The sequence below is a fragment of the Streptomyces sp. NPDC107471 genome (assembly GCF_055582845.1).
The window spans coordinates 586,808-604,779 of the sequence record NZ_JBVJPC010000003.1; the positions used below are offsets into that span (position 1 = coordinate 586,808).

Annotated in this window: 16 protein-coding genes; 6 read left to right on the top strand and 10 right to left on the bottom strand. The window is 73.2% G+C overall.

Annotation, left to right across the window (positions count from 1 at the left end; all coding sequences use genetic code 11):
• Nucleotides 1-9 precede the first annotated feature (9 nt).
• The 5 genes from ACZ66S_RS12170 (at nt 10) to ACZ66S_RS12190 (ending at nt 5,053) form a co-directional block, all read left to right on the top strand.
• Nucleotides 10-1,443, top strand: a complete 1,434-nt coding sequence (locus ACZ66S_RS12170; RefSeq protein WP_469901403.1) for a GH1 family beta-glucosidase — start codon at nt 10-12, stop codon at nt 1,441-1,443.
• Nucleotides 1,444-1,528: 85 nt separating this feature from the next.
• Nucleotides 1,529-1,996, top strand: a complete 468-nt coding sequence (locus tag ACZ66S_RS12175; protein WP_469901404.1) for a MarR family winged helix-turn-helix transcriptional regulator — start codon at nt 1,529-1,531, stop codon at nt 1,994-1,996.
• A gap of 162 nt (nt 1,997-2,158) precedes the next feature.
• Nucleotides 2,159-3,265, top strand: a complete 1,107-nt coding sequence (locus tag ACZ66S_RS12180; RefSeq protein ID WP_469901405.1) for an LLM class flavin-dependent oxidoreductase — start codon at nt 2,159-2,161, stop codon at nt 3,263-3,265.
• A gap of 66 nt (nt 3,266-3,331) precedes the next feature.
• Nucleotides 3,332-3,763 (top strand): tetratricopeptide repeat protein, encoded by a 432-nt coding sequence (locus ACZ66S_RS12185; protein WP_469901406.1) that lies wholly within the window; start codon nt 3,332-3,334, stop codon nt 3,761-3,763.
• Nucleotides 3,764-3,961: 198 nt separating this feature from the next.
• Complete coding sequence (locus ACZ66S_RS12190; protein ID WP_469901407.1) at nt 3,962-5,053, top strand: ABC transporter substrate-binding protein; 1,092 nt, start codon at nt 3,962-3,964, stop codon at nt 5,051-5,053.
• A gap of 31 nt (nt 5,054-5,084) precedes the next feature.
• Here the strand turns inward: ACZ66S_RS12190 and ACZ66S_RS12195 are convergent, their stop codons facing one another.
• From ACZ66S_RS12195 to ACZ66S_RS12235, 9 genes are all read right to left on the bottom strand, one after another.
• Complete coding sequence (locus tag ACZ66S_RS12195) at nt 5,085-5,438, bottom strand: VOC family protein (RefSeq protein ID WP_469901408.1); 354 nt, start codon at nt 5,436-5,438, stop codon at nt 5,085-5,087.
• Nucleotides 5,439-5,523: 85 nt separating this feature from the next.
• Nucleotides 5,524-6,501, bottom strand: coding sequence for an aldo/keto reductase (locus tag ACZ66S_RS12200; RefSeq protein ID WP_469901409.1), 978 nt, complete (start codon nt 6,499-6,501; stop codon nt 5,524-5,526).
• A gap of 529 nt (nt 6,502-7,030) precedes the next feature.
• Nucleotides 7,031-8,152, bottom strand: coding sequence for a PP2C family protein-serine/threonine phosphatase (locus tag ACZ66S_RS12205; protein ID WP_469901410.1), 1,122 nt, complete (start codon nt 8,150-8,152; stop codon nt 7,031-7,033).
• A 118-nt stretch (nt 8,153-8,270) separates the two neighbouring features.
• Entirely contained in the window at nt 8,271-9,239 is a 969-nt protein-coding gene (locus tag ACZ66S_RS12210; protein WP_469901411.1) for a fumarylacetoacetate hydrolase family protein, read from the bottom strand.
• A gap of 100 nt (nt 9,240-9,339) precedes the next feature.
• Nucleotides 9,340-10,278 carry a VOC family protein gene (locus tag ACZ66S_RS12215; protein WP_469901412.1) on the bottom strand — a complete coding sequence of 313 codons (939 nt, stop codon included), beginning with the start codon at nt 10,276-10,278 and terminating at the stop codon, nt 9,340-9,342.
• 11 nt (nt 10,279-10,289) lie between these two features.
• Nucleotides 10,290-11,297: an amidohydrolase family protein gene (locus ACZ66S_RS12220; RefSeq protein WP_469901413.1), complete on the bottom strand. Its 1,008-nt coding sequence runs from the start codon at nt 11,295-11,297 to the stop codon at nt 10,290-10,292.
• On the bottom strand, nt 11,294-12,430 hold the full coding sequence (locus ACZ66S_RS12225; protein ID WP_469901414.1) for an FAD-dependent oxidoreductase: 1,137 nt from the start codon (nt 12,428-12,430) through the stop codon (nt 11,294-11,296). Before ACZ66S_RS12225 ends, ACZ66S_RS12220 begins: the two co-directional genes overlap by 4 nt.
• A 106-nt stretch (nt 12,431-12,536) precedes the next feature.
• Nucleotides 12,537-13,493: a cyclase family protein gene (locus tag ACZ66S_RS12230; protein WP_469901415.1), complete on the bottom strand. Its 957-nt coding sequence runs from the start codon at nt 13,491-13,493 to the stop codon at nt 12,537-12,539.
• Nucleotides 13,490-14,470 carry a fumarylacetoacetate hydrolase family protein gene (locus tag ACZ66S_RS12235; protein ID WP_469901416.1) on the bottom strand — a complete coding sequence of 327 codons (981 nt, stop codon included), beginning with the start codon at nt 14,468-14,470 and terminating at the stop codon, nt 13,490-13,492. The genes ACZ66S_RS12230 and ACZ66S_RS12235 overlap by 4 nt, the downstream gene beginning before the upstream one ends.
• 121 nt (nt 14,471-14,591) lie before the next feature.
• Between ACZ66S_RS12235 and ACZ66S_RS12240 the strand changes: the two genes are divergently transcribed.
• The gene (locus ACZ66S_RS12240) at nt 14,592-15,494 is read left to right on the top strand and encodes a LysR family transcriptional regulator (protein ID WP_469901733.1); all 903 of its coding nucleotides are present in this window, start codon (nt 14,592-14,594) and stop codon (nt 15,492-15,494) included.
• 641 nt (nt 15,495-16,135) lie between these two features.
• Here the strand turns inward: ACZ66S_RS12240 and ACZ66S_RS12245 are convergent.
• Nucleotides 16,136-17,848: a helix-turn-helix domain-containing protein gene (locus ACZ66S_RS12245; RefSeq protein WP_469901417.1), complete on the bottom strand. Its 1,713-nt coding sequence runs from the start codon at nt 17,846-17,848 to the stop codon at nt 16,136-16,138.
• Between the last annotated feature and the right edge of the window lie 124 nt (nt 17,849-17,972).

A 17,972-nucleotide genomic window follows, 5' to 3' on the forward strand; every position in this document is an offset into this window, starting at 1 on the left:
CGACCCCGCATGTCGACAGCCCAGCCCCCGTCCTTCCCCGCGCACTTCCTCCTCGGCTCCGCGACCGCCGCCTACCAGATCGAGGGCGCCGCCGACGAGGACGGGCGCGGCCCCTCCATCTGGGACACCTTCTCCCACACCCCGGGCAAGACGTGGAACGGCGACACCGGTGACGTGGCCGCCGACCACTACCACCGCCTCGACGAGGACCTCGACCTCATGGCCTCCCTGGGCCTGAAGGCGTACCGGTTCTCCCTCGCCTGGCCGCGCATCCAGCCCACCGGCCGCGGCCCGGCCAACCCCAAGGGGCTGGACTTCTACAGCCGGCTGGTCGACGGCCTGCTCCAGCGGGACATGGTCCCCGTCGCCACCCTCTACCACTGGGACCTGCCCCAGGCCCTGGAGGACGAGGGCGGCTGGACGAACCGCGAGACCGCCTTCGCCTTCGCCGACTACGCCCGCATCGTCGGCGAGGCCCTCGGCGACCGGGTCGCGATCTGGACCACGCTGAACGAACCCTGGTGCTCGGCCTACCTCGGCTACGGCTCCGGAGCGCACGCCCCCGGCCGCACCGACGGAGCCGCGGCGCTGACCGCGGTCCACCACCTCAACCTCGCCCACGGGCTCGCGGTCCAGCAGCTCAGGGAGGTCACCACCAACGACCCGCAGTACTCGGTCACCCTCAACTTCCACGTCCTGCGCGGTGAGGGAGACGGCGCCGAGGAGGCCGTACGCCGGATCGACGCGCTGGCCAACCGCGCCTTCACCGAACCCCTGCTGCGCGGCCACTACCCCGAGGACCTCATCGAGGACACCGCGGGCGTCACGGACTGGTCGTTCGTCGAGGACGGCGACCTCACCCTGATCCACCAGCCCCTGGACCTGCTCGGCGTCAACTACTACGCCACCACCCGGGTGCGCCTGTGGGACGGCAGCACGGCACGGCAGAACAACGACGGGCACAAGGACATGGGCGGCTCGCCCTGGCCGGGCTCGCCCCAGGTGGAGTTCGTCGCCCAGGACGGCCCGCACACCGCCATGGGCTGGAACATCGACCCCGACGGGCTAGAAGAGCTCCTGCTGGACCTGCACAGCCGGTTCCCGGACCAGCCGCTGGTCATCACGGAGAACGGCGCGGCCTTCGAGGACCAGCTCGTCACCCGCCCCGACGGCAGCCACACCGTCCACGACCCGGAGCGCGTCGACTACCTCCACCGGCACTTCCTCGCCGCCCACCGGGCGCTCGCCGCCGGAGTCGATCTGCGCGGGTACTTCGTGTGGTCGCTGATGGACAACTTCGAGTGGGGATACGGCTATTCGAAGCGCTTCGGCATCGTCCACGTCGACTACGGGACACAGCGCCGCACCCTGAAGGACAGCGCGCGGTGGTACCGGGAACTGGCGACCACGGGCAGCATCCCGGCACCCGGGACCACGGAGTAGCCCGGACGGGGCCGGCGGAGGGAGCGCGGACCACGGTCGGCCCCGCTCCATTCGGTGATGTGTCAACTGTGCTTACACTTCTTCCATGGCAGACACAGTGCGATGGCTGACGCCGGAGGAGCAGCGCGCGTGGCGGGGTTTCGTCCGGCTGCACGAGCGGCTCGGCGGACGTCTCGGGCGCATGCTCCAGTCCGAGTCCAAGGTGTCGCCCGCGGACTTCGCCGTGCTGGTCCATCTCACGGACACCCCGGAGGGGCGGCAGCGGTACCAGGACCTGGCGCGTGCGCTGGAGTGGGAGAAGAGCCGGATGTCCCACCACATCGCCCGGATGGCCGGGCGGGGCCTGGTGGTCCGGGAGGAGTGCCCCGAGGACGCGCGCGGCGCGTTCGTGGTCATCACGGACGCCGGCCGGGCGGCCATCGAGGCGGCGGCCCCACGGCATGTCGAGGCCGTACGGGAACTGTTCATCGACCACGTCACACCGGCCGAACTGCGCGTCCTGACCGAGATCTCCGAGCGCGTCATCGGCAAGCTGGACGAGGACCTGGCCTGACACCTGAGCCAGAGGTCTGGGCGCCGATCGCCGCCGCCTGACATCTGCGGCCCTTGCCTGCTCAGGGCCCGGACGCGCCCGGTGCCGCGAGGGCGGAATAGCCGGGAGAGGCCCCGTGTTGGGCGGGTATAGTTGATGCATCAACCAGGAGGGGTGAGGGCGATGCAGTTCGGCATCTTCACCGTCGGTGACGTGGCCACCGACCCGCACACCGGTCGTACGCCGACCGAGCACGAGCGGATCAAGGCCATGGTCGCGATCGCGCGGAAGGCCGAGGAGGTCGGACTCGACGTCTTCGCGACCGGCGAGCACCACAACCGGCCGTTCGTGCCCTCGTCGCCCACGACCCTGCTCGGCCACGTCGCCGCGCACACCGAGCGCATCATCCTCTCGACGTCCACGACGCTGATCACCACCAACGACCCGGTGAAGATCGCCGAGGACTACGCGATGCTCCAGCACCTCGCCGACGGGCGGGTGGACCTGATGATGGGCCGCGGCAACACCGGCCCGGTCTACCCCTGGTTCGGCAAGGACGTCCGGGACGGCATCGGCCTCGCCGTCGAGAACTACGCCCTGCTGCGCCGGCTGTGGCGCGAGGACGTCGTGAACTGGGAGGGCAAGTTCCGCACCCCGCTCCAGGGCTTCACCTCGACGCCACGGCCGCTGGACGGAGTCCCGCCGTTCGTGTGGCACGGCTCCATCCGCTCCCCGGAGATAGCCGAGCAGGCCGCCTATTACGGCGACGGGTTCTTCCACAACAACATCTTCTGGCCGAAGGAGCACACCGGGAAGCTGATCGACCTGTACCGGCAGCGGTACGCGCACTACGGGCACGGCACCCCTGAGCAGGCCGTCGTCGGACTGGGCGGCCAGGTCTACATGCGGCACAACTCCCAGGACGCCGTACGGGAGTTCCGCCCGGTCTTCGACCACTCACCGGTGATGGGAGGAGGGATCCCGATGGAGGAGTACATGCGGCAGACCCCGCTGACCGTCGGCACCCCGGAGCAGGTCGTCGAGAAGACGCTCGGCTTCCGCGAGTACGCCGGTGACTACCAGCGCCAGTTGTTCGTCGTGGACGGCGGCGGCATCCCGCTGAAGACCGCGCTGGAGCAGATCGACATGCTGGGCGAGGAGGTCGTACCGGTGCTGCGCGAGGAGTTCGCCAGGAACCGGCCGGCCGATGTGCCCGACGCCCCCACGCACGCCTCCCTGCTCGCCGCCCACGAGGCGGAGCGGGCCGGAACCGCCGCACCGGCGGTCTGACCCCGAACCCAGGACCCCGCGAAGAATCCGGTCCGCGCGAAGGCGCGGCCGGCGGACGGAGCCATCATGACCGACAACTTCAACGCGTACGCGGCCACCGGCGGTGTGGCGCCCGACCGTTGGGCCAGCGCGCTGCACCTGTTCGACGACGGCGTCGGGGCGGAGCACGAGGAGACCACCGTCGAGCGCTGGGAGCGGGCCGGGCTGCTGTTCGAGGCGCGCGACTACAGCGGTGCCGCGAAGCTCCTCGCCGAGGTCGTCGAGGAGGCCCCGGAGCAGACCGGACCCCGGCTGCTGCTGGCCCGCGCCTACTACCACTCGGCCCAACTTCGGCGTGCCGAGGACCAGTTGCGGGTGATCGTCGAGCGCGACCCGGTGGAGCACTACGCCCACCTGATGCTGGGACGCACCCTGCAACGGCTGGGCCGCCCGGACGAGGCGGAGCCCTGGCTGCGGATGGCGGGCGCGTTCGCGGGCGAGTTCCCGGACGACGACTGAGAGGTCAGGGCACCGTACCCAGGCGGTCGTGGGCGGCGCACTCAGGGCGGCGGGCATCGTGTCGGCGGATCACTCCGGCAGGACGACGAGCTCGCCGCCCGCCGCATGCCCTGGTCGGGCCTCGCCGAGCCGTCTCCCGGCGCGCGGAGACCGTTAAGAGGTTGCCCTCGGGGGAGGGTGACGGGTGCAATGGCCCGCATGATCACTCAGGTGCCTCCGGCGACGCCGGTCCGGATCGGTGCTCTCGTTCCGCTGACGCGGCCGGGCTGGGTCGAGGCCGGCCGGCATCTGCTCGCCGGCCTGGAGCAGGCCGTCGACGAGGTCAACGAGGCCGGAGGGGTCGCCGGAAGACCGCTCGAACTGTCGGTCCGGGACACCGCGGCCGATCCGCTGCGGGCCGCGGCGGCCGTGGACGAACTGGCCGGGCTCGGCGTGGCCGCCCTGGCGGGCGAGTACCACAGCGTCGTCGCCCGCGCCGCGGCCGCCAGGGCCGACGCCCTCCGCCTGCCGTACCTCTGCTCGTCGGCGGTCCTCGACGCGCTGACCGAACAGCCCACGCGATGGGTCGCGCGGCTGCCCCCGCCCCAGTCCCACGGCTGGCGGGTCTACGCAGACTTCCTCCTCGGTGAAGGGCACAGCCGCGTCGCCGTGGCGGCCGAACCGAGCGTCTACTGGGCGGCCGGGACCCGCATCCTCCGCGACCGCCTCGCGGCACGGGGCGGCACCGTCGTCGAACTCGACGCGCGGGCCCTCACCCCCGAGGTGCTGTGCGACCGGCTCGTGGAGCAGCGGGCGACGGCCCTCCTCCTGCTGGCCGGCCTCCCCGAGCCGGCCGTGTCGATCGTCCGGTCCGTCCGCCGTGACCCGCGGCTCGCCGAGGTCGTGATCGGCGCTCCGGCCGGGCAGCCCGAGTTCGCCGAATGGGCGGAACTGCTGGGGGACGACGGCACCGCCATCCCGTTCCTGCGCTATCTGCCCGAGCGTCTCGGCCCCCTCGGCGCACGGGTCGAGACGGCCCTGCGCGAGCGGCTGGGCGTGCCGCCCTCCTTCGTGGCCTTCGAGGGCTACGACACGATCGCCGTCCTCGCCGACGTGCTGCGCACCCACGGGACGGACCGGACGGACATCGCCGCGGCCTGGCCGCAGGTGGCGGTCGACGGCACCCGCGGGCGGATCCGGTTCACCCGTACGTCCGGCATCGGCGTCTGGCAGTGGGACCGGGCGCCGGTCCGGATCGTCGACCGGGATCCGGCGGACCCCGGCCGCTTCCGCGTCCGTCACGCAGGCTGAGAGCCGGGACGGCGCTCCTGGCCTCGACGGCTCAGACGGGCTGCCACAGCTCGACGCGGTTGCCCTCCGGGTCGGTGACCCAGCCGAACCGGCCGACGCCCTGCATGTCCTGGGTCTCCTCGGCGACGTCCGCTCCGCCCGCGCGCAGTTGCGCGAGCATGGCGTCCAGATCGCGGACCCGGAAGTTGACCATGGTCTGCTGGGAGCGGGACCCGAAGTAGTCGGTCCCGGACTCGAACGCGGCGAACACCGTGGGTCCGTCCTCCTGCCGCCACAGACCGTTCTCGTCGGCCTCCAGACCCAGGTGGTCGCGGTACCACGCGCTCAGGGCCACGGGGTCGGCGGCCCGGAGGAAGTATCCGCCGATGCCCAGCACACGTTCCATGCCGGCCATCCTGCCAGGAGGCCGGCCCGGCGGCTCGGCGCCGCCCTCTCACCTGCGACACGAACCCGGCCGGTCGGCGTGCGTCTTACACAGGTGCCCGCTCGTCCAGGAGCCCCGCACCGCGCAGGTCGTCCCACAGCGCGGTCGGGATCTCCGTGCCGAACGCCGCCACATTGGCGTGCACCTCCTCCGCCGTGCGCATGCCGACGACGATGCCCGCGACCGCCGGGTGCCGGAGCGGGAACGCCATCGCCAGCGCCGGGAGGGTCACGCCGTGCGCCTCGCAGACGTCGGCGATGCGGTGGGCGCGGTCCACCGTCCCCGGGGCGGCCGGGGCGTAGTCGAAGGTGCTGCCCTCGACGGGGCGGGCCGTGGCGAGCAGACCGGAGTTGAAGACCGACGCCGCGAGGACGGAGACCCCGCGGTCCGTGCAGGCCGGCAGGAGTTCGTCCAGGGCGCTGTGGTCCAGGAGCGTGTAGCGGCCCGACAGCATCACGACGTCCACGTCCGACTCCCGCACCAGTCGGGCCAGTTGGCCGGGGTGGTACATCCCCGCGCCGATCGCCCCCACCACGCCCTGGGCGCGGAGTTCGGCGAGGGCCGGGTAGCCGTCGCGCACCGCGTCCTCGAAGTGCTCCTCCGCGTCGTGCAGGAACAGCATGTCGATACGGTCCACGCCCATCCGCTCCAGCGAGTCCGCCACGCTGCGCAGCACACCGTCCCGCGTGAAGTCCCACACCCTGCGGTGCGTGGCCGGCACCGCGAAGCTCTCGTCCGTGCGGCCCGCCGCGTCCTGCGGGACCAGCAGCCGGCCGACCTTCGTCGACAGGGTGAACGTCTCGCGCGGCCGGTCCCGCAGCAGGGCGCCGACGCGGCGCTCGGAGTGGCCGATGCCGTAGTGCGGGGAGGTGTCGTAGTAGCGGATCCCGCTGTCCCAGGCCGCCGCCAGGGCCCCCGCGGCCGTCTCGTCGTCCAGCGGTGCGAAGAGTCCGCCGAGCGGGCCGCCGCCGAAGCCCAGCTCCGTGACGTGCACATCGGTCTTGCCGAGCCGGTTGCGCCTCATCCGCCGTCTCCCCTCGTGTGGCCGACACCGACCGATCATCCTGCCGTGGCGAAGCCCCGGGCCCCAGCGATTTTCCGGGCGGCACCGGCCGGGCAGGGTGTGCCGCCGGATAAGGAAGGGCCCCGGCCCGGTTTCCTACGGCGTCGTCCGACCGGTGCGGCTACCTGTCGTGCCAGGTCCGGCGAGCGCGGGCGGTGCCCCCGGGGAAGCCAGGGTCGGCGAAGGCCGCCAGGGCCGTGGTGTCGATGGCGGATTCCGCCGCCGTCCCCCGGCCTGTCGGCCAGTTCCTCCGGTGGCAGGCCGATGGCCAGGTCGTGGACCTCGACCATGGTCCGCCCGTCCGGCAGCCGGGCGGCGGTGACCCGGACCCGGGACCGCGGCGGGGGGAACACCGTGGCGTTCTCCACCAGTTCGGCCGGCGGATGCACCAGGTCGGTCACGGCACGGCAGTGGATCTCGGCCTCCGGGACACCCGCCGGTTCCCCTGAGAACGCCGTGCTGCCGGCCGCTGTCCTGCGGGCCCGCGGCCTCAGACGCGCAGGGAGCGGCGGACCGTCAGGACGGCCACGTCGTCGTGGGGGCCGCCGTTCCCCGAGAACGCGCGGGCGTCGTCGTGCAGGGCCTGCGGCAGTTCGGTGGGGGAGACGCCGGCGTACTTGGTCAGGCGCTCGTCGAGCGGGTAGAACGCGCCGTCGGCGGAGCGGGTCTCCGTCAGGCCGTCGGTGCTCAGCAGCAGCGTCGCGCCCTCGGGGAAGTCGAACCAGCCCACGGTCGTGGGCTCGTGGGCGAGCTCGGCCAGGCCCAGCGGGACGCCGGGTTCGAGTTCGAGCGTGCTGACCGTCCCCTCGTGCAGCACGTGCGGCAGGACGTGCCCGCAGTTGACGGCCTGCACCTCGGTGTCGGCGTCGACGCAGACGATGAGCGCGGTGACGAACCGCTCGTCGTCGCCGGTGTGGGTGGCGTAGGAGTTGTGCCGTACGACGGCCGCGTCCAGGGCGTCCACGAGCGCGGTGAGGGTCGGTTCCCGGTGGGCCGCCTCCCGGAAGGCGCCGATGACGGCGAACGCGGAGCCCACGGCGGCCAGCCCCTTGCCCTGCACGTCCCCGATCAGCACCCGGGTCCCGAAGGGCGAGTCGACGACGTCGTAGATGTCCCCGCCGACGAGCCGTTCCTCCTGGAGCGGCTCGTACACGCCGTTGACCAGGACGTCGTCGGTCAGCAGGGGCAGCGGATGCAGGATGTGCCGCTGCATGGCCGCGGCGGTGGAGCGCAGCCGCAGCATGGCGTCCTCGCGGCGGATCCGCCGGTGGCATCCGTAGACGGAGGTCGCCGCCAGGACCACGGTGAACAGGATCAGCAGGAGCCGGTCGAACCAGTGGCCGGCCTGGCGGTCCCGCAGCAGCACGCTGGCGGTGACGACGAGCGTGGTCCACACGGCGACGAAGCCGGTCTGCCGGACCGTGCCCAGCGCCGAGGCGGCACCCGGCAGGAACACCAGCAGCCCGAGCAGCCACACCTCGGACCCGGACAGGGCGCCGAGGAACTCGACCACGGCCGTCACGCCCACCACCGCGGCGACGAGCTGGGCGTCGCCGGGCGGCTCGATGGTGTCGAAGGTGTCGCCGGGTCTCCTGCGGCGGCTACCGGTCATGCGTGCTCCCGGGCAGACGGTGATCTGCCTCTACGGTATGCAGCCACGCTCCGGCCCGGAGCGGCGCCCCGCCGGTCGGGGCCCTCCGCTCCGGGATCCGGCACCGGGGTGCGGCCCCTCAGCTCCGTCGTGGCCGGCGGCGTGCGGGCGGCACCGGTACCGGCTCGGCACCGCGCACCACGGTGTTGCTGACCTCGCCGATGCCCTCGACCGTGAGGGTGACCGTGTCGCCGGGCCGCAGCGGGGCCGGGTCCTGTGCGCCGCGCAGCCCCCACAGCTCGGCGAGGCAGCCGCCGTTCCCGCAGGTGCCGGAGCCGAGGACGTCCCCGGGGCGGACCCAGGTCCCACGCGAGGCGTAGGCCGTCATCTCCTCGAACGTCCAGCTCATGCGGGACAGCAGGTCCTCGCCGACGACCTCGCCGTTGACGGCGGCCGTGAGAGCCAGCCGCAGGAACCCCTCCTCGTCGCGGTACCTCTCCAGCTCGTCGGCGGTGACCAGGTACGGGCCCAGCGTGGTGGCCGTGTCCTTGCCCTTGCACGGGCCGAGGCCCACGCGCATCTCGGCGGACTGGAGGTCGCGGGCGGACCAGTCGTTGAACACGGTGTAGCCGACGATGTGCTCGCGCGCCCGCTCGGGGGTGAGGTCACGGCCCGCCGTGCCGATCACGGCGGCGACCTCCAGCTCGAAGTCGAGCACGGCCGAGCCCGGCGGCATCGGGATGTCGTCGTGGGGGCCGTGCACCGCGTAGGGGTTGGTGAAGTAGAACGTCGGTGCCGTGTACCACTGCTCCGGCACCCTGGCCGCGCCGTCCACGGACCGCCGTACGCCCTCGACGTGCTCCTCGAAGGTGACGAAGTCGCGGACGGTGGGCGGCTGGATCGGGGGCAGCAGGCGCACCTCGTGGACGGTGGGTCCGGCCGGGGTGCCGAGGGCCGCGGCGCCCGCGTCGAGCAGTCCCGGCAGACCGCCGGCCCGGGCGAGCAGGCCGGTCAGGGAGCGGACGCCGGGCAGCGGGTGGAGGTGGCCGTCCTCGTCGACGACGGCCACCTGGTGGCGGGCGTGGTGTTCGTACGTGGCGAAACGCATGGCGGGTCCTAGGGGCGTGCGGAGGGGCCCGGGGGCGCGGCGGACCGTCAGGGCGACAGGGGACGCCGGCCCCGGGTGTCGGGAGGCCTCGAGGCCGCGCTCAGACCGGCGGTGCGACGAACACGCCGCGGTCGACGTCGTTGAAGGACTCCTTGGCGACCAGCTCGTTCATCGGGTTGGCCGTGCCCCACTGGTCGGTGACCTCGGGCCGGGAGAAGTCGTAGACGTGCGGATGCCAGGTGTCCTCGTCGAGGACCTCCAGCTCCGTCGTGTACTCGACGGTGTTGCCGTGCGGGTCGAGGAAGTAGGTGAACGTGTTGTCGCCCGCCATGTGACGGCCCGGGCCCCAGATCTTCCTGAAGCCGGCCCGCATCACCCGTCCCGAGCCGCGCATGTACTCGTCCAGGCCGCGCATCTCGAAGGAGACGTGGTGCAGCGAGGTGTGCGGGCCCTTGGCGAGGGCCATCGAGTGGTGCTGGTTGCTGATCCGCATGAAGTGCATGACCTCGCCCATGTGCGGCGAGTGCAGCGTGTCGGAGAGCCGGAAGCCGAGGTGGGTCTCGTACCAGTCGCGGGTCCTGTCCAGGTCCGGCGAGTTGAGGACGACGTGCGACAGCTTGACGGGGATCGACTCCTTCTCCTCGATCCTGCGGTGCTGCCTGACCTGTACGTCCGCCGAGACCTCGACGGTGCGGCCGTCGACGTCGAAGAAGCGGAAGCCGTAGCCGCCGCCGGGGGTGTCGACCTTGCCCGGCCGGGAGATCAGTCGCACTCCTCCGGCGAGGAGCCGCTCGGCGAGCGTGTCGACGTCCTCGGCGCTCGCGGCACCGTACGAGACGAGGTCGAGGCGCTTCTCGGCGGCCTTGCGCAGCCGTACGACGTACTGCTCGGGGGAGCCCTCCGCGGCCAGGAAGGAGATCCCGGAGTCCTCGGCGACCTTGGTCAGGCCCCAGACGCCGGCGTAGAAGTCGAGCTGCCTGTCGTAGTCCGGTACGGCGAGGTCGACGTGGCGCAGGTGGGTGAGCAGGCGGTCGGTCATGGGGTTCCTCCTCAGGAGAGGCCGAGCAGGGCGGCCGCGTTGCCGCCCCGCACCGCGTGGAAGTCGTGGTCGGGCAGGTCCGCGGCGCGCAGGGCGGCGAGCGGGTCCTCGGTGCCCATGTCGAAGGGGAAGTCGGAGCCGAGCAGGACGCGTTCGGGCCCGGCGGCCGCGAGGAGCGCCCCCAGCACGGCCGGGTCGTGGACCAGGGAGTCGAAGTGGATCCGCCGCAGGTAGTTGCTGGGCTCCCGCGCGCAGCCGCGGGCGTCGGGGCGGGTCCGCCAGGCGTGGTCGGAGCGGCCGATGTGGGTGGGCAGATAGCCGCCCCCGTGCGCGGCGACCAGTCGCAGGTCCGGATGGCGGTCGAGGACACCGGAGAAGATCAGATGGGAGAGGGCGATCGCGTTCTCGGTGGGCTGCCCGACGGTGTTGGACAGGTACCACCGGTCCAGGCGCTCGTCCAGCGTGCAGCCGAAGGGGTGCAGGAAGACGAGCGCGCCCGTCTCCTCGGCGCGGGTCCAGAAGGGCTCGTACGCCGGGTCCGACAGGTCACGGCCCGGGGCGTGCGAGGAGATCTCCACGCCCTTGAGGCCCTGGGCCACGGCGTGGTCGAGCAACTCGGGCGCGAGGTCCGGGTGTTGGAGCGGGACCAGACCGAGGCCGTACAGCCGGCCGGGGGCCCCGGAGCAGTGCGCCGCGGTCCTCTCGTTGGCCGACCGGCAGATCCGGGAGGCGAGTTCGGGATCGGCCCAGTAGTGGTAGTGGGAGGGCGAGGGGCTCACCAGTTGGATGTCCACCCCTTGCGCGTCCATCGCGGCGAGGCGAACGGACACGTCGGTCATCCTCGGCACCCGTGCGCCGACCATGGGCCCGTTCACGGCCAGGGCCGCCGGACCGTTGCGGCGGGCGTCCAGGGCACGGGCCCCGGCGAGGCCGGGGTGACCGGCGACGGCCTCCTCGACCTCGGGCAGCAGGAGGTGGGCGTGGACGTCGATCGTCGGTGTCGGTGCGGGCCCGGTCACGGCAGTTCCCTCAGCACGCTCAGGGTGCGGTACATCAGTCCGGGTACGTCCGCGTCCCGTTCCCCGGCGAGCAGCCAGTGGGCGAGCTGGACGGAGGCGTCGACGACCGTCCGCACCCGGGGGAGCCGCCGGGCGTGGTACGCGGTGAGCAGCCCGTCGTCCCAGTCGTCGCGGCCGGTCAGCAGCTCGGCGAGGACCAGGACGTCCTCCAGGGACATCGCGGCACCCTGGGCGAAGGTCGGCGGGCAGGCATGGGCGGCGTCCCCGACGAGCACGACCCGGCCGCGATGCCAGGGGCCCTCCACCAAGTGCCGGTCGAAACAGGTGTAGTTGACGGCCTTCGGGTCGGTGAAGGCGGACCGCAGCTCCGGCCACACCCCGCCGTAGCCCGCGCTGAGACCGCGCATCTCGTCGGCGTACGTCCCCGGGTCGAGCGTGCTCCGGTCGCGGGCCCGCTCCACGAGGTACGTGTAGACCGTGTCCTCGCCGGTCGGGCAGTACCCGGCGATGAAGCACGGGCCGCCGTAGATCATCTCGGTGCGGGTGACGCCGGCCGGGCGGGGGGCGGGGGCCCGCCAGATGCCCATGCCGATGGGCTCGGGTTCGTCGGTGACGCCGATCATCCGGCGGGTGGCGGAGTGCAGCCCGTCGGCGCCCACCACCAGGTTGTAGCGGCGGCTCGTGCCGTCCGAGAAGGTGACGTCCACGCCCTTGTCGTCCTGTGCGAAGGCGGTGGCCGTGGTGCCGAGGCGGACGTCCGCGCCCGCGCCGCGGACCGCCTCGATGAGGAGCTGCTGGAGCACGGGGCGCCGCATACCGACGTGGGCGGGCAGGTCGTCCCCGCCGGTGCGCAGCTCCGCGTGGGCGTGCAGCACGGTGCCGTCCGGGGCGAGGAGGGCGACGCCGTCGGCGGCGTACCCGTGCTCCTCGATGCCCTCCAGGACGCCGACCTCGCGCAGGACGCGCAGGGCGTTGCCCTGGAGGGTGATGCCGGAGCCCGCGGCGGCCTTCCAGTCGGGGCTCGCCTCGACCACGTCGACGGCGATGCCGGCCCGGCGCAGCAGGACGGTCAGGGCGTTGCCAGAGGTGCCTCCGCCTATGACCAGGACGGATCGGGTGGGGTTGTCAGCCATGTCGGGGGCCTCCCGGGATAGGGCCGCGCGGCTTCGGGCGGCGAAGGGGGCGGTGCTCGTCCTGCGGGTGCGGGTGCGGGTGGGTGCGGAGTGCGGGCCGGTTCGGCTACTTGACGGCGACCGGGTTCACCGGGGAGCCGACCGCGCCGGTGATCGGCAGGGGCGCGGCCGTGAGCCAGAACTCGTGGACGCCGTCCCGCCCGCAGTCCGCGGCGAGTGCGTCGAGGTCCCACATCTCGCCGACGAGCAGGCCGATGTTGGGGATGACGACCTGGTGCAGCGGCTGGAAGGCGTTCTCGAACTCGTTCGGCCGCACCTCGAAGCCCCAGGTGTCGGTGGCGATCGCGGCGATCTCCGAGCGGTGCAGCCAGCCGGCGGTGGTGAAGGAGAGGCCCGGTGCCGGACCGCCCGCGTACTCGCCCCAGCCGTCGCGCCGGACCCGGGCGAGCTGCCCGGTGCGCACGAGGACGATGTCACCGCGTCCGACGCGCACCCCGTGCGCCTCGGCGGTCGCGGTCAGGTGCTCCTCGGTGACGGCGAAACCGTCGGGCAACTCACCGTCGGTGCCCACCACTCGGCCCACATCGAGGAGGACCCCGCGTCCGGCGACGTACGGTGCCATGTGCTCGATGCCGGTGACGAGGTCGCCGTCGGAGGTGACCGTGGTCGCGGCGTCCCGGCCGTTCCACGCCTTGCCGTGGTCGAAGATGTGCCCGAGCCCGTCCCACTGGGTGGAGCACTGGAGCGGCATCGCGATCACGTCGTCGGCGCCGCCGATGCCGTGCGGGAAGCCCTGGTTGCCGAGGGCGGCGTCGGTGCCGGTGTCCAGCATGGTGTGCACCGGGTTGGTGCGGCGCCGCCAGCCCTTCTGCGGGCCGTTCATGTCGAACCGCTGCGACAGCGAGAAGCTCACGCCCCGGCGGACCAGCGCGGCACCCTCGCGCCGCTTGGCCTCGTCGAGGAAGTTCAGCGTGCCGAGCACGTCGTCCGCGCCCCAACGCCCCCAGTTGGAGTACGCCTCGGCGGCCTCGGCGATCGCGCCCTCGGGGTCGTGGCGGTTCACCGGGCCTCCGCCACACAGCGGGTGCGCTGCACGCCGAGCCCGGTGACGGAACCCTCCATCACGTCGCCGTCGCGCAGCAACCGGCCCCAGTGGATGCCGTTCCCGGCCGGGCTGCCCGTCAACACCAGGTCGCCGGGCAGCAGTTCGGCGGTCCGGGAGATGTACGACACCAGCCGCGCGACCCCGAACAGCATGTCCTTCGTGGACTCGTCCTGCATGGTGTCGCCGTTGAGTTTGAGGGTGACCCGCAGGTCGCCCGGGTCGGCGATCGACTCGGCCGGTACGATCCACGGCCCGAGCGGGGTGAAACCGGGTGCGTTCTTGGAGCGCAGCCAGTCGGTGCCGATGGCCTTCATGTCCCGGCGGAAGACCGTGGCCCGGTCCGTGAGGTCGTTGGCGATCGTGTACCCGGCGACGTACTCCATGGCCTCCTCGACCGGCACCCGTCGCGCGGTCCTGCCGATGACGACGGCCAACTCCAGCTCCCAGTCGGGCTGTTCGGCCCAGGCGGGCAGGACGACGTCGTCGTAGGGGCCGGTGATCGCGCTCGGCAGCCCGACGAACACGTACGGAAGGTCCTCGGCGGCCCGGCGGTCCATGACCGCGGCGATCTCCGCACGCGCCTCCTCGACCGTGCGCGGGTCCTCGGGCGAGCGGTGGGCGACCTCCAGGTCGATCACGTGCTGCCGGTAGTTGGCCCCGGACTGGAAGACCTGCCGGGGCTCGACGGGGGCGTGCACGCGCAGGTCCGACAGCGGCTGCCAGGGCAGGGCGGCGTCGCCGGCCAGGGCGTGCAGGACCGGCAGGGTCTCCGCCCAGCGCTCCAGGACCGCCCGGATGCCGGACGGTGCCCAGTCCAGGGCTGCGCTCAGGTCCAGGACCCGTTCCCCGGCCACGAGACCGGGGAAGGACCTCCCGCCGTGGGCCGACAAGGTGCCGAGCGCGAACGGGCCGGCCGGTTGCCGATGCGTTGCCATGAGATGTCCTCCCGCTGGGTTGCGGTCTACTCTGACCTCGATGTGACAATCACGGAAATCAATCCTGTGGATCCCGCTGATCCATGGCGTGGATACCCGTTCCAACTGCTCGGTGGTGCCGGTGAACCTGTCCCGACTCGACCTCAACCTGGTCGTGGCCCTGCGCGCCCTCCTGGAGGAGCGCAACGTCACCCGGGCCGGCGAACGGGTCGGGCTGAGCCAGCCCGCCATGAGCGCGGCCCTGTCCCGGCTGCGGCGCCACTTCGACGACGAACTGCTGGCCCGCACCGGAAACGCCTACGAACTCACCCCGCTAGGCGTCGCCCTGCGGGACCGCAGCGCCACCGCGTGCGATCTGCTGGAGCGGGTCTTCTCCAGCCAGGCCGACTTCGATCCGGCCGCCGAGACCCGCGAGTTCACCCTGCTCGCCTCCGACTACGGGGCGGCGGTCTTCGGAGCGGCACTCGCCCGGGTACTGCACCGGGAGGCGCCCGGCATCCGACTCGCCTTCCAGCACCCGGCGCCCTCGGTCGTCGAGAACACCGGCACGGTCCTGAGCACGGTCGACGGGCTGATGATGCCGCACGGGATCATCGACGGCTTCCCCGCGGTCGACGTCCACCAGGACCGCTGGCTGTGCCTGGTCGCCGACGACAACCCCGAGGTCGGCGACGCCCTCACCCTCGACCAGCTCTCACAGCTTCCCTGGGCGGTCTACCAGCGCCCCTACGACGCCCCGGTCGCACGCCAGCTCAGCATGATCGGCGTCAGCCCCCGGGTGGAGGTCTCGGTGCAGACCTTCCAACTGCTGCCGCACATGGTCGAGGGCACCCGGCGGGTCGCGATGATCCAGGAGCGGCTGGCCCGGCGGGCGGTGCGCTCCGCCGCGGTGCGCGTCCTGCCGTGTCCCTTCGAGGCGGTGCCGGTGCGGGAGGCGATGTGGTGGCATCCGGTGCACACACAGGACGCGGCACACATCTGGCTGCGCCAGAAGGCGGCGGAGGTGGGGGCGACGCTGACGTGAGCGCGCAGGGGGGCGATCGGAGGCCCCGCTGCCGGCCGCCTTCACCCAGCAGGACACGTGCCTCCGGAGCCCCGGGCGCTCGCGGCAGGCCCCGCACCTCCGAAACCGCCCGCCGCCGTACGCCCCTCGCCGCGACCGCCAGCGAGCCGCCTCCCCCCCCCGGAACCCGCAGCGCGTCAGGCAGCTTCGTCCGGCCGGGCATGTGTCTCAGGGGCCCCCGACCATTGCGGTGCGGCCCCAGCCCCGTCGCGACCGCCAGCGAGGCGGTCCCAACCCCCAGTGCTGTCAGGCGGCTTGGGCCGGGAGGGGGCGTACATCCGAGCCGCCCGCCGCCGTACGCCCCTCAGCGCCGCGGCGACCACCAGCGAGGCGCCTCCCGGAACGCGCAGCGCGTCAGGCGGCTTGGTCCGGCGGGGGCGTGCCTTTGGGGGCCGCAGCCGTTGCGATACGCCCCTCAGCCCCGCGGGCCACGCCCAGCGCGCCCAGGGCGTCCGCCAGGCCTCCGTGCGGGCCGGCACGGCTGCGAGTGGTCCGGACGGCCCCACCGCCGTCCTCCGCGTGATCCGAATCCCGTATCCGGCTCATCCACGGAACGGATGAGCCGGGGGGGGGCACGCCCGCCCGGGTGCGGGCCCCGCTCCTCAGCCCTCGTACTCCCGTAGTTTGCGGTACAGGGTGGCCCGTCCGATGCCGAGTGCCGCCGCCGCGCGGGACTTGTTGCCGCCGTGGCGGTGCAGGGTCTCCAGGATCGTGGCGCGTTCGGCGTGTTCCATCGGGCTGAGCGGGCGGACCGCGGGGCCCTCCCGCACGGTGTCCGGCAGTTCGGCCCGGCGGACCGGTCCCAGGACCCGTCGGTGTTCCGCCAAGGCCTGGACGACGTGGGCGAGTTCGGTGACGTTCCCGGGCCACGGATGCTGTTCGAGCGCCCGCAGGGCGTCCAGCGTCCAGGTCAGCGGAGGGCTCCCGGGAGCGGGGCGCGGGGTCAGGGCCGACAGCAACTCCCGGATGTCCTCGGTGCGTTCGCGCAACGGAGGCAGTACGACCGTGCGGGCGGCCAGCTTGTCGAGGAGCCGTTGGAGGCAGGGGCCGGGCGGGGTCCCGGGAGTGTGGGTGAGCAGCAGCCGATTCTCCGGGTGCGTGTCGAGGAGGGAGTTGAGCGTGGCCACGGCGGGCTGCGTCAACCGCTCGGCGTGCCGCAGGACGAGAGGGCTCCCCACGGCCCACGCCGCCAAGTCACCCACCACGGTGCCCTCTTCGGCCGCGTCGACGACCTGGACACCGGCCGGTCCCAGCAACTCCCGGGCCAGCGCGGTCTTCCCCGTCCCCCGTTCGCCGGTCAGCAGCGCCGGCTCGGGGGAGCGGACCAGTTCTGCGGCGCGCTCCACGGCGTGACGCCACGGCGGCGACGCGCCCGCCAGCCGGGGCAGCGGGCGCGGCCGGGGCCTGGGCGCTTCCTGCGCCCGCGGCTCCAGGACGGCCACGATCCCCACGACCGCGCCCTCCTGGCGCACCAGGTCGACACGGGCGCGGCACCCGGCTCCCTCGGGGAGTTCGGCGGCCGGCGGCGGGTCCGTGTGCCGGGCCGCCGTCGCCGTACGTTCGAGGGCCCTGAGCACCTCCGGGGTCGCCAGCCGCTCGGCCGCCGCGTTGATGAGACGGTTGCGGCCGTCCAGCGCGGCCACCGCGCGGCCCTCTCCGCGCACGGCGCGCAAGTAGGCGTCCAGCAGGACCTGTTCGGGTCGTCCGGCCCGGGCCAGCAGTTCCGCCTCGACCGCCGCGGCGGCGGCCTCGGCGAGCGCCGCCTGCGGGTGCGGCGGGCGGCCGCCAGGGAGGCGGGAGGCGACGGTGAGGGTGCCGAGCGCCTGTCCGCCTTTCGGCGCGAGGACCGGGACGCTGACCGCCGACACGTCCTGCCACACGTCGAGGAAGTGCTCGGGCCCGTGCACCTCGGCACGGCGCCCGCGGCGCAGGGCGAGGGCCGCGCTGTTGTGACCGACCTCCTGCTCCGACAGCGCCGGGGAGGGGACGAGTCCGGGCGCGGTCCCGTACGTCCACAGCACGCGCAGCCGTGCGTCGGTGAGGAGGAGGACGGAGTGGCCGGCGCCCAGGGCGGGGACGATCCGTTCGAGCACCGGACGGGCGGCGCCGAGCAGCGCGGACTCGACCGGTCGGGGCGGATCGCCCGCGGGTTCCTTCAAGTCGTGCGGCACGCCGAAGAACCGGGCCCGCCGCCAGGCCGCGAGGACCTCCTCCGGCACACCGTCGGGCACCGGCCGCCCGGCCAGGAAGCGCTCACGCGCCACTCGCAGGGGAGGGAGGACGCGGACTGCGGGGGAGGGCTCTGTGGTGGTCACGACGTACCCACCGTAGCGGGTTCAGTTGAACAGGCAACAACCACCCTGCCCGGCGTGGCCGGGCCGCCCCGCCACCGTCTCGAGCTGTCTCAACTTGAGACAGCCGCCCTCCGCCCTTTGCGCC

Excerpts from the sequence above, each read along its gene's own strand:
- ACZ66S_RS12180 (WP_469901405.1), top strand. The coding sequence starts at position 2,159 with ATGCAGTTCGGCATCTTCACCGTCGGTGACGTGGCCACCGACCCGCAC.
- ACZ66S_RS12200 (WP_469901409.1), bottom strand. The coding sequence starts at position 6,501 with ATGAGGCGCAACCGGCTCGGCAAGACCGATGTGCACGTCACGGAGCTG.
- ACZ66S_RS12170 (WP_469901403.1), top strand. The coding sequence starts at position 10 with ATGTCGACAGCCCAGCCCCCGTCCTTCCCCGCGCACTTCCTCCTCGGC.
- ACZ66S_RS12215 (WP_469901412.1), bottom strand. The coding sequence starts at position 10,278 with ATGACCGACCGCCTGCTCACCCACCTGCGCCACGTCGACCTCGCCGTA.
- ACZ66S_RS12205 (WP_469901410.1), bottom strand. The coding sequence starts at position 8,152 with ATGACCGGTAGCCGCCGCAGGAGACCCGGCGACACCTTCGACACCATC.
- ACZ66S_RS12235 (WP_469901416.1), bottom strand. The coding sequence starts at position 14,470 with ATGGCAACGCATCGGCAACCGGCCGGCCCGTTCGCGCTCGGCACCTTG.
- ACZ66S_RS12195 (WP_469901408.1), bottom strand. The coding sequence starts at position 5,438 with ATGGAACGTGTGCTGGGCATCGGCGGATACTTCCTCCGGGCCGCCGAC.
- ACZ66S_RS12210 (WP_469901411.1), bottom strand. The coding sequence starts at position 9,239 with ATGCGTTTCGCCACGTACGAACACCACGCCCGCCACCAGGTGGCCGTC.
- ACZ66S_RS12175 (WP_469901404.1), top strand. The coding sequence starts at position 1,529 with ATGGCAGACACAGTGCGATGGCTGACGCCGGAGGAGCAGCGCGCGTGG.
- ACZ66S_RS12190 (WP_469901407.1), top strand. The coding sequence starts at position 3,962 with ATGATCACTCAGGTGCCTCCGGCGACGCCGGTCCGGATCGGTGCTCTC.
- ACZ66S_RS12225 (WP_469901414.1), bottom strand. The coding sequence starts at position 12,430 with ATGGCTGACAACCCCACCCGATCCGTCCTGGTCATAGGCGGAGGCACC.
- ACZ66S_RS12185 (WP_469901406.1), top strand. The coding sequence starts at position 3,332 with ATGACCGACAACTTCAACGCGTACGCGGCCACCGGCGGTGTGGCGCCC.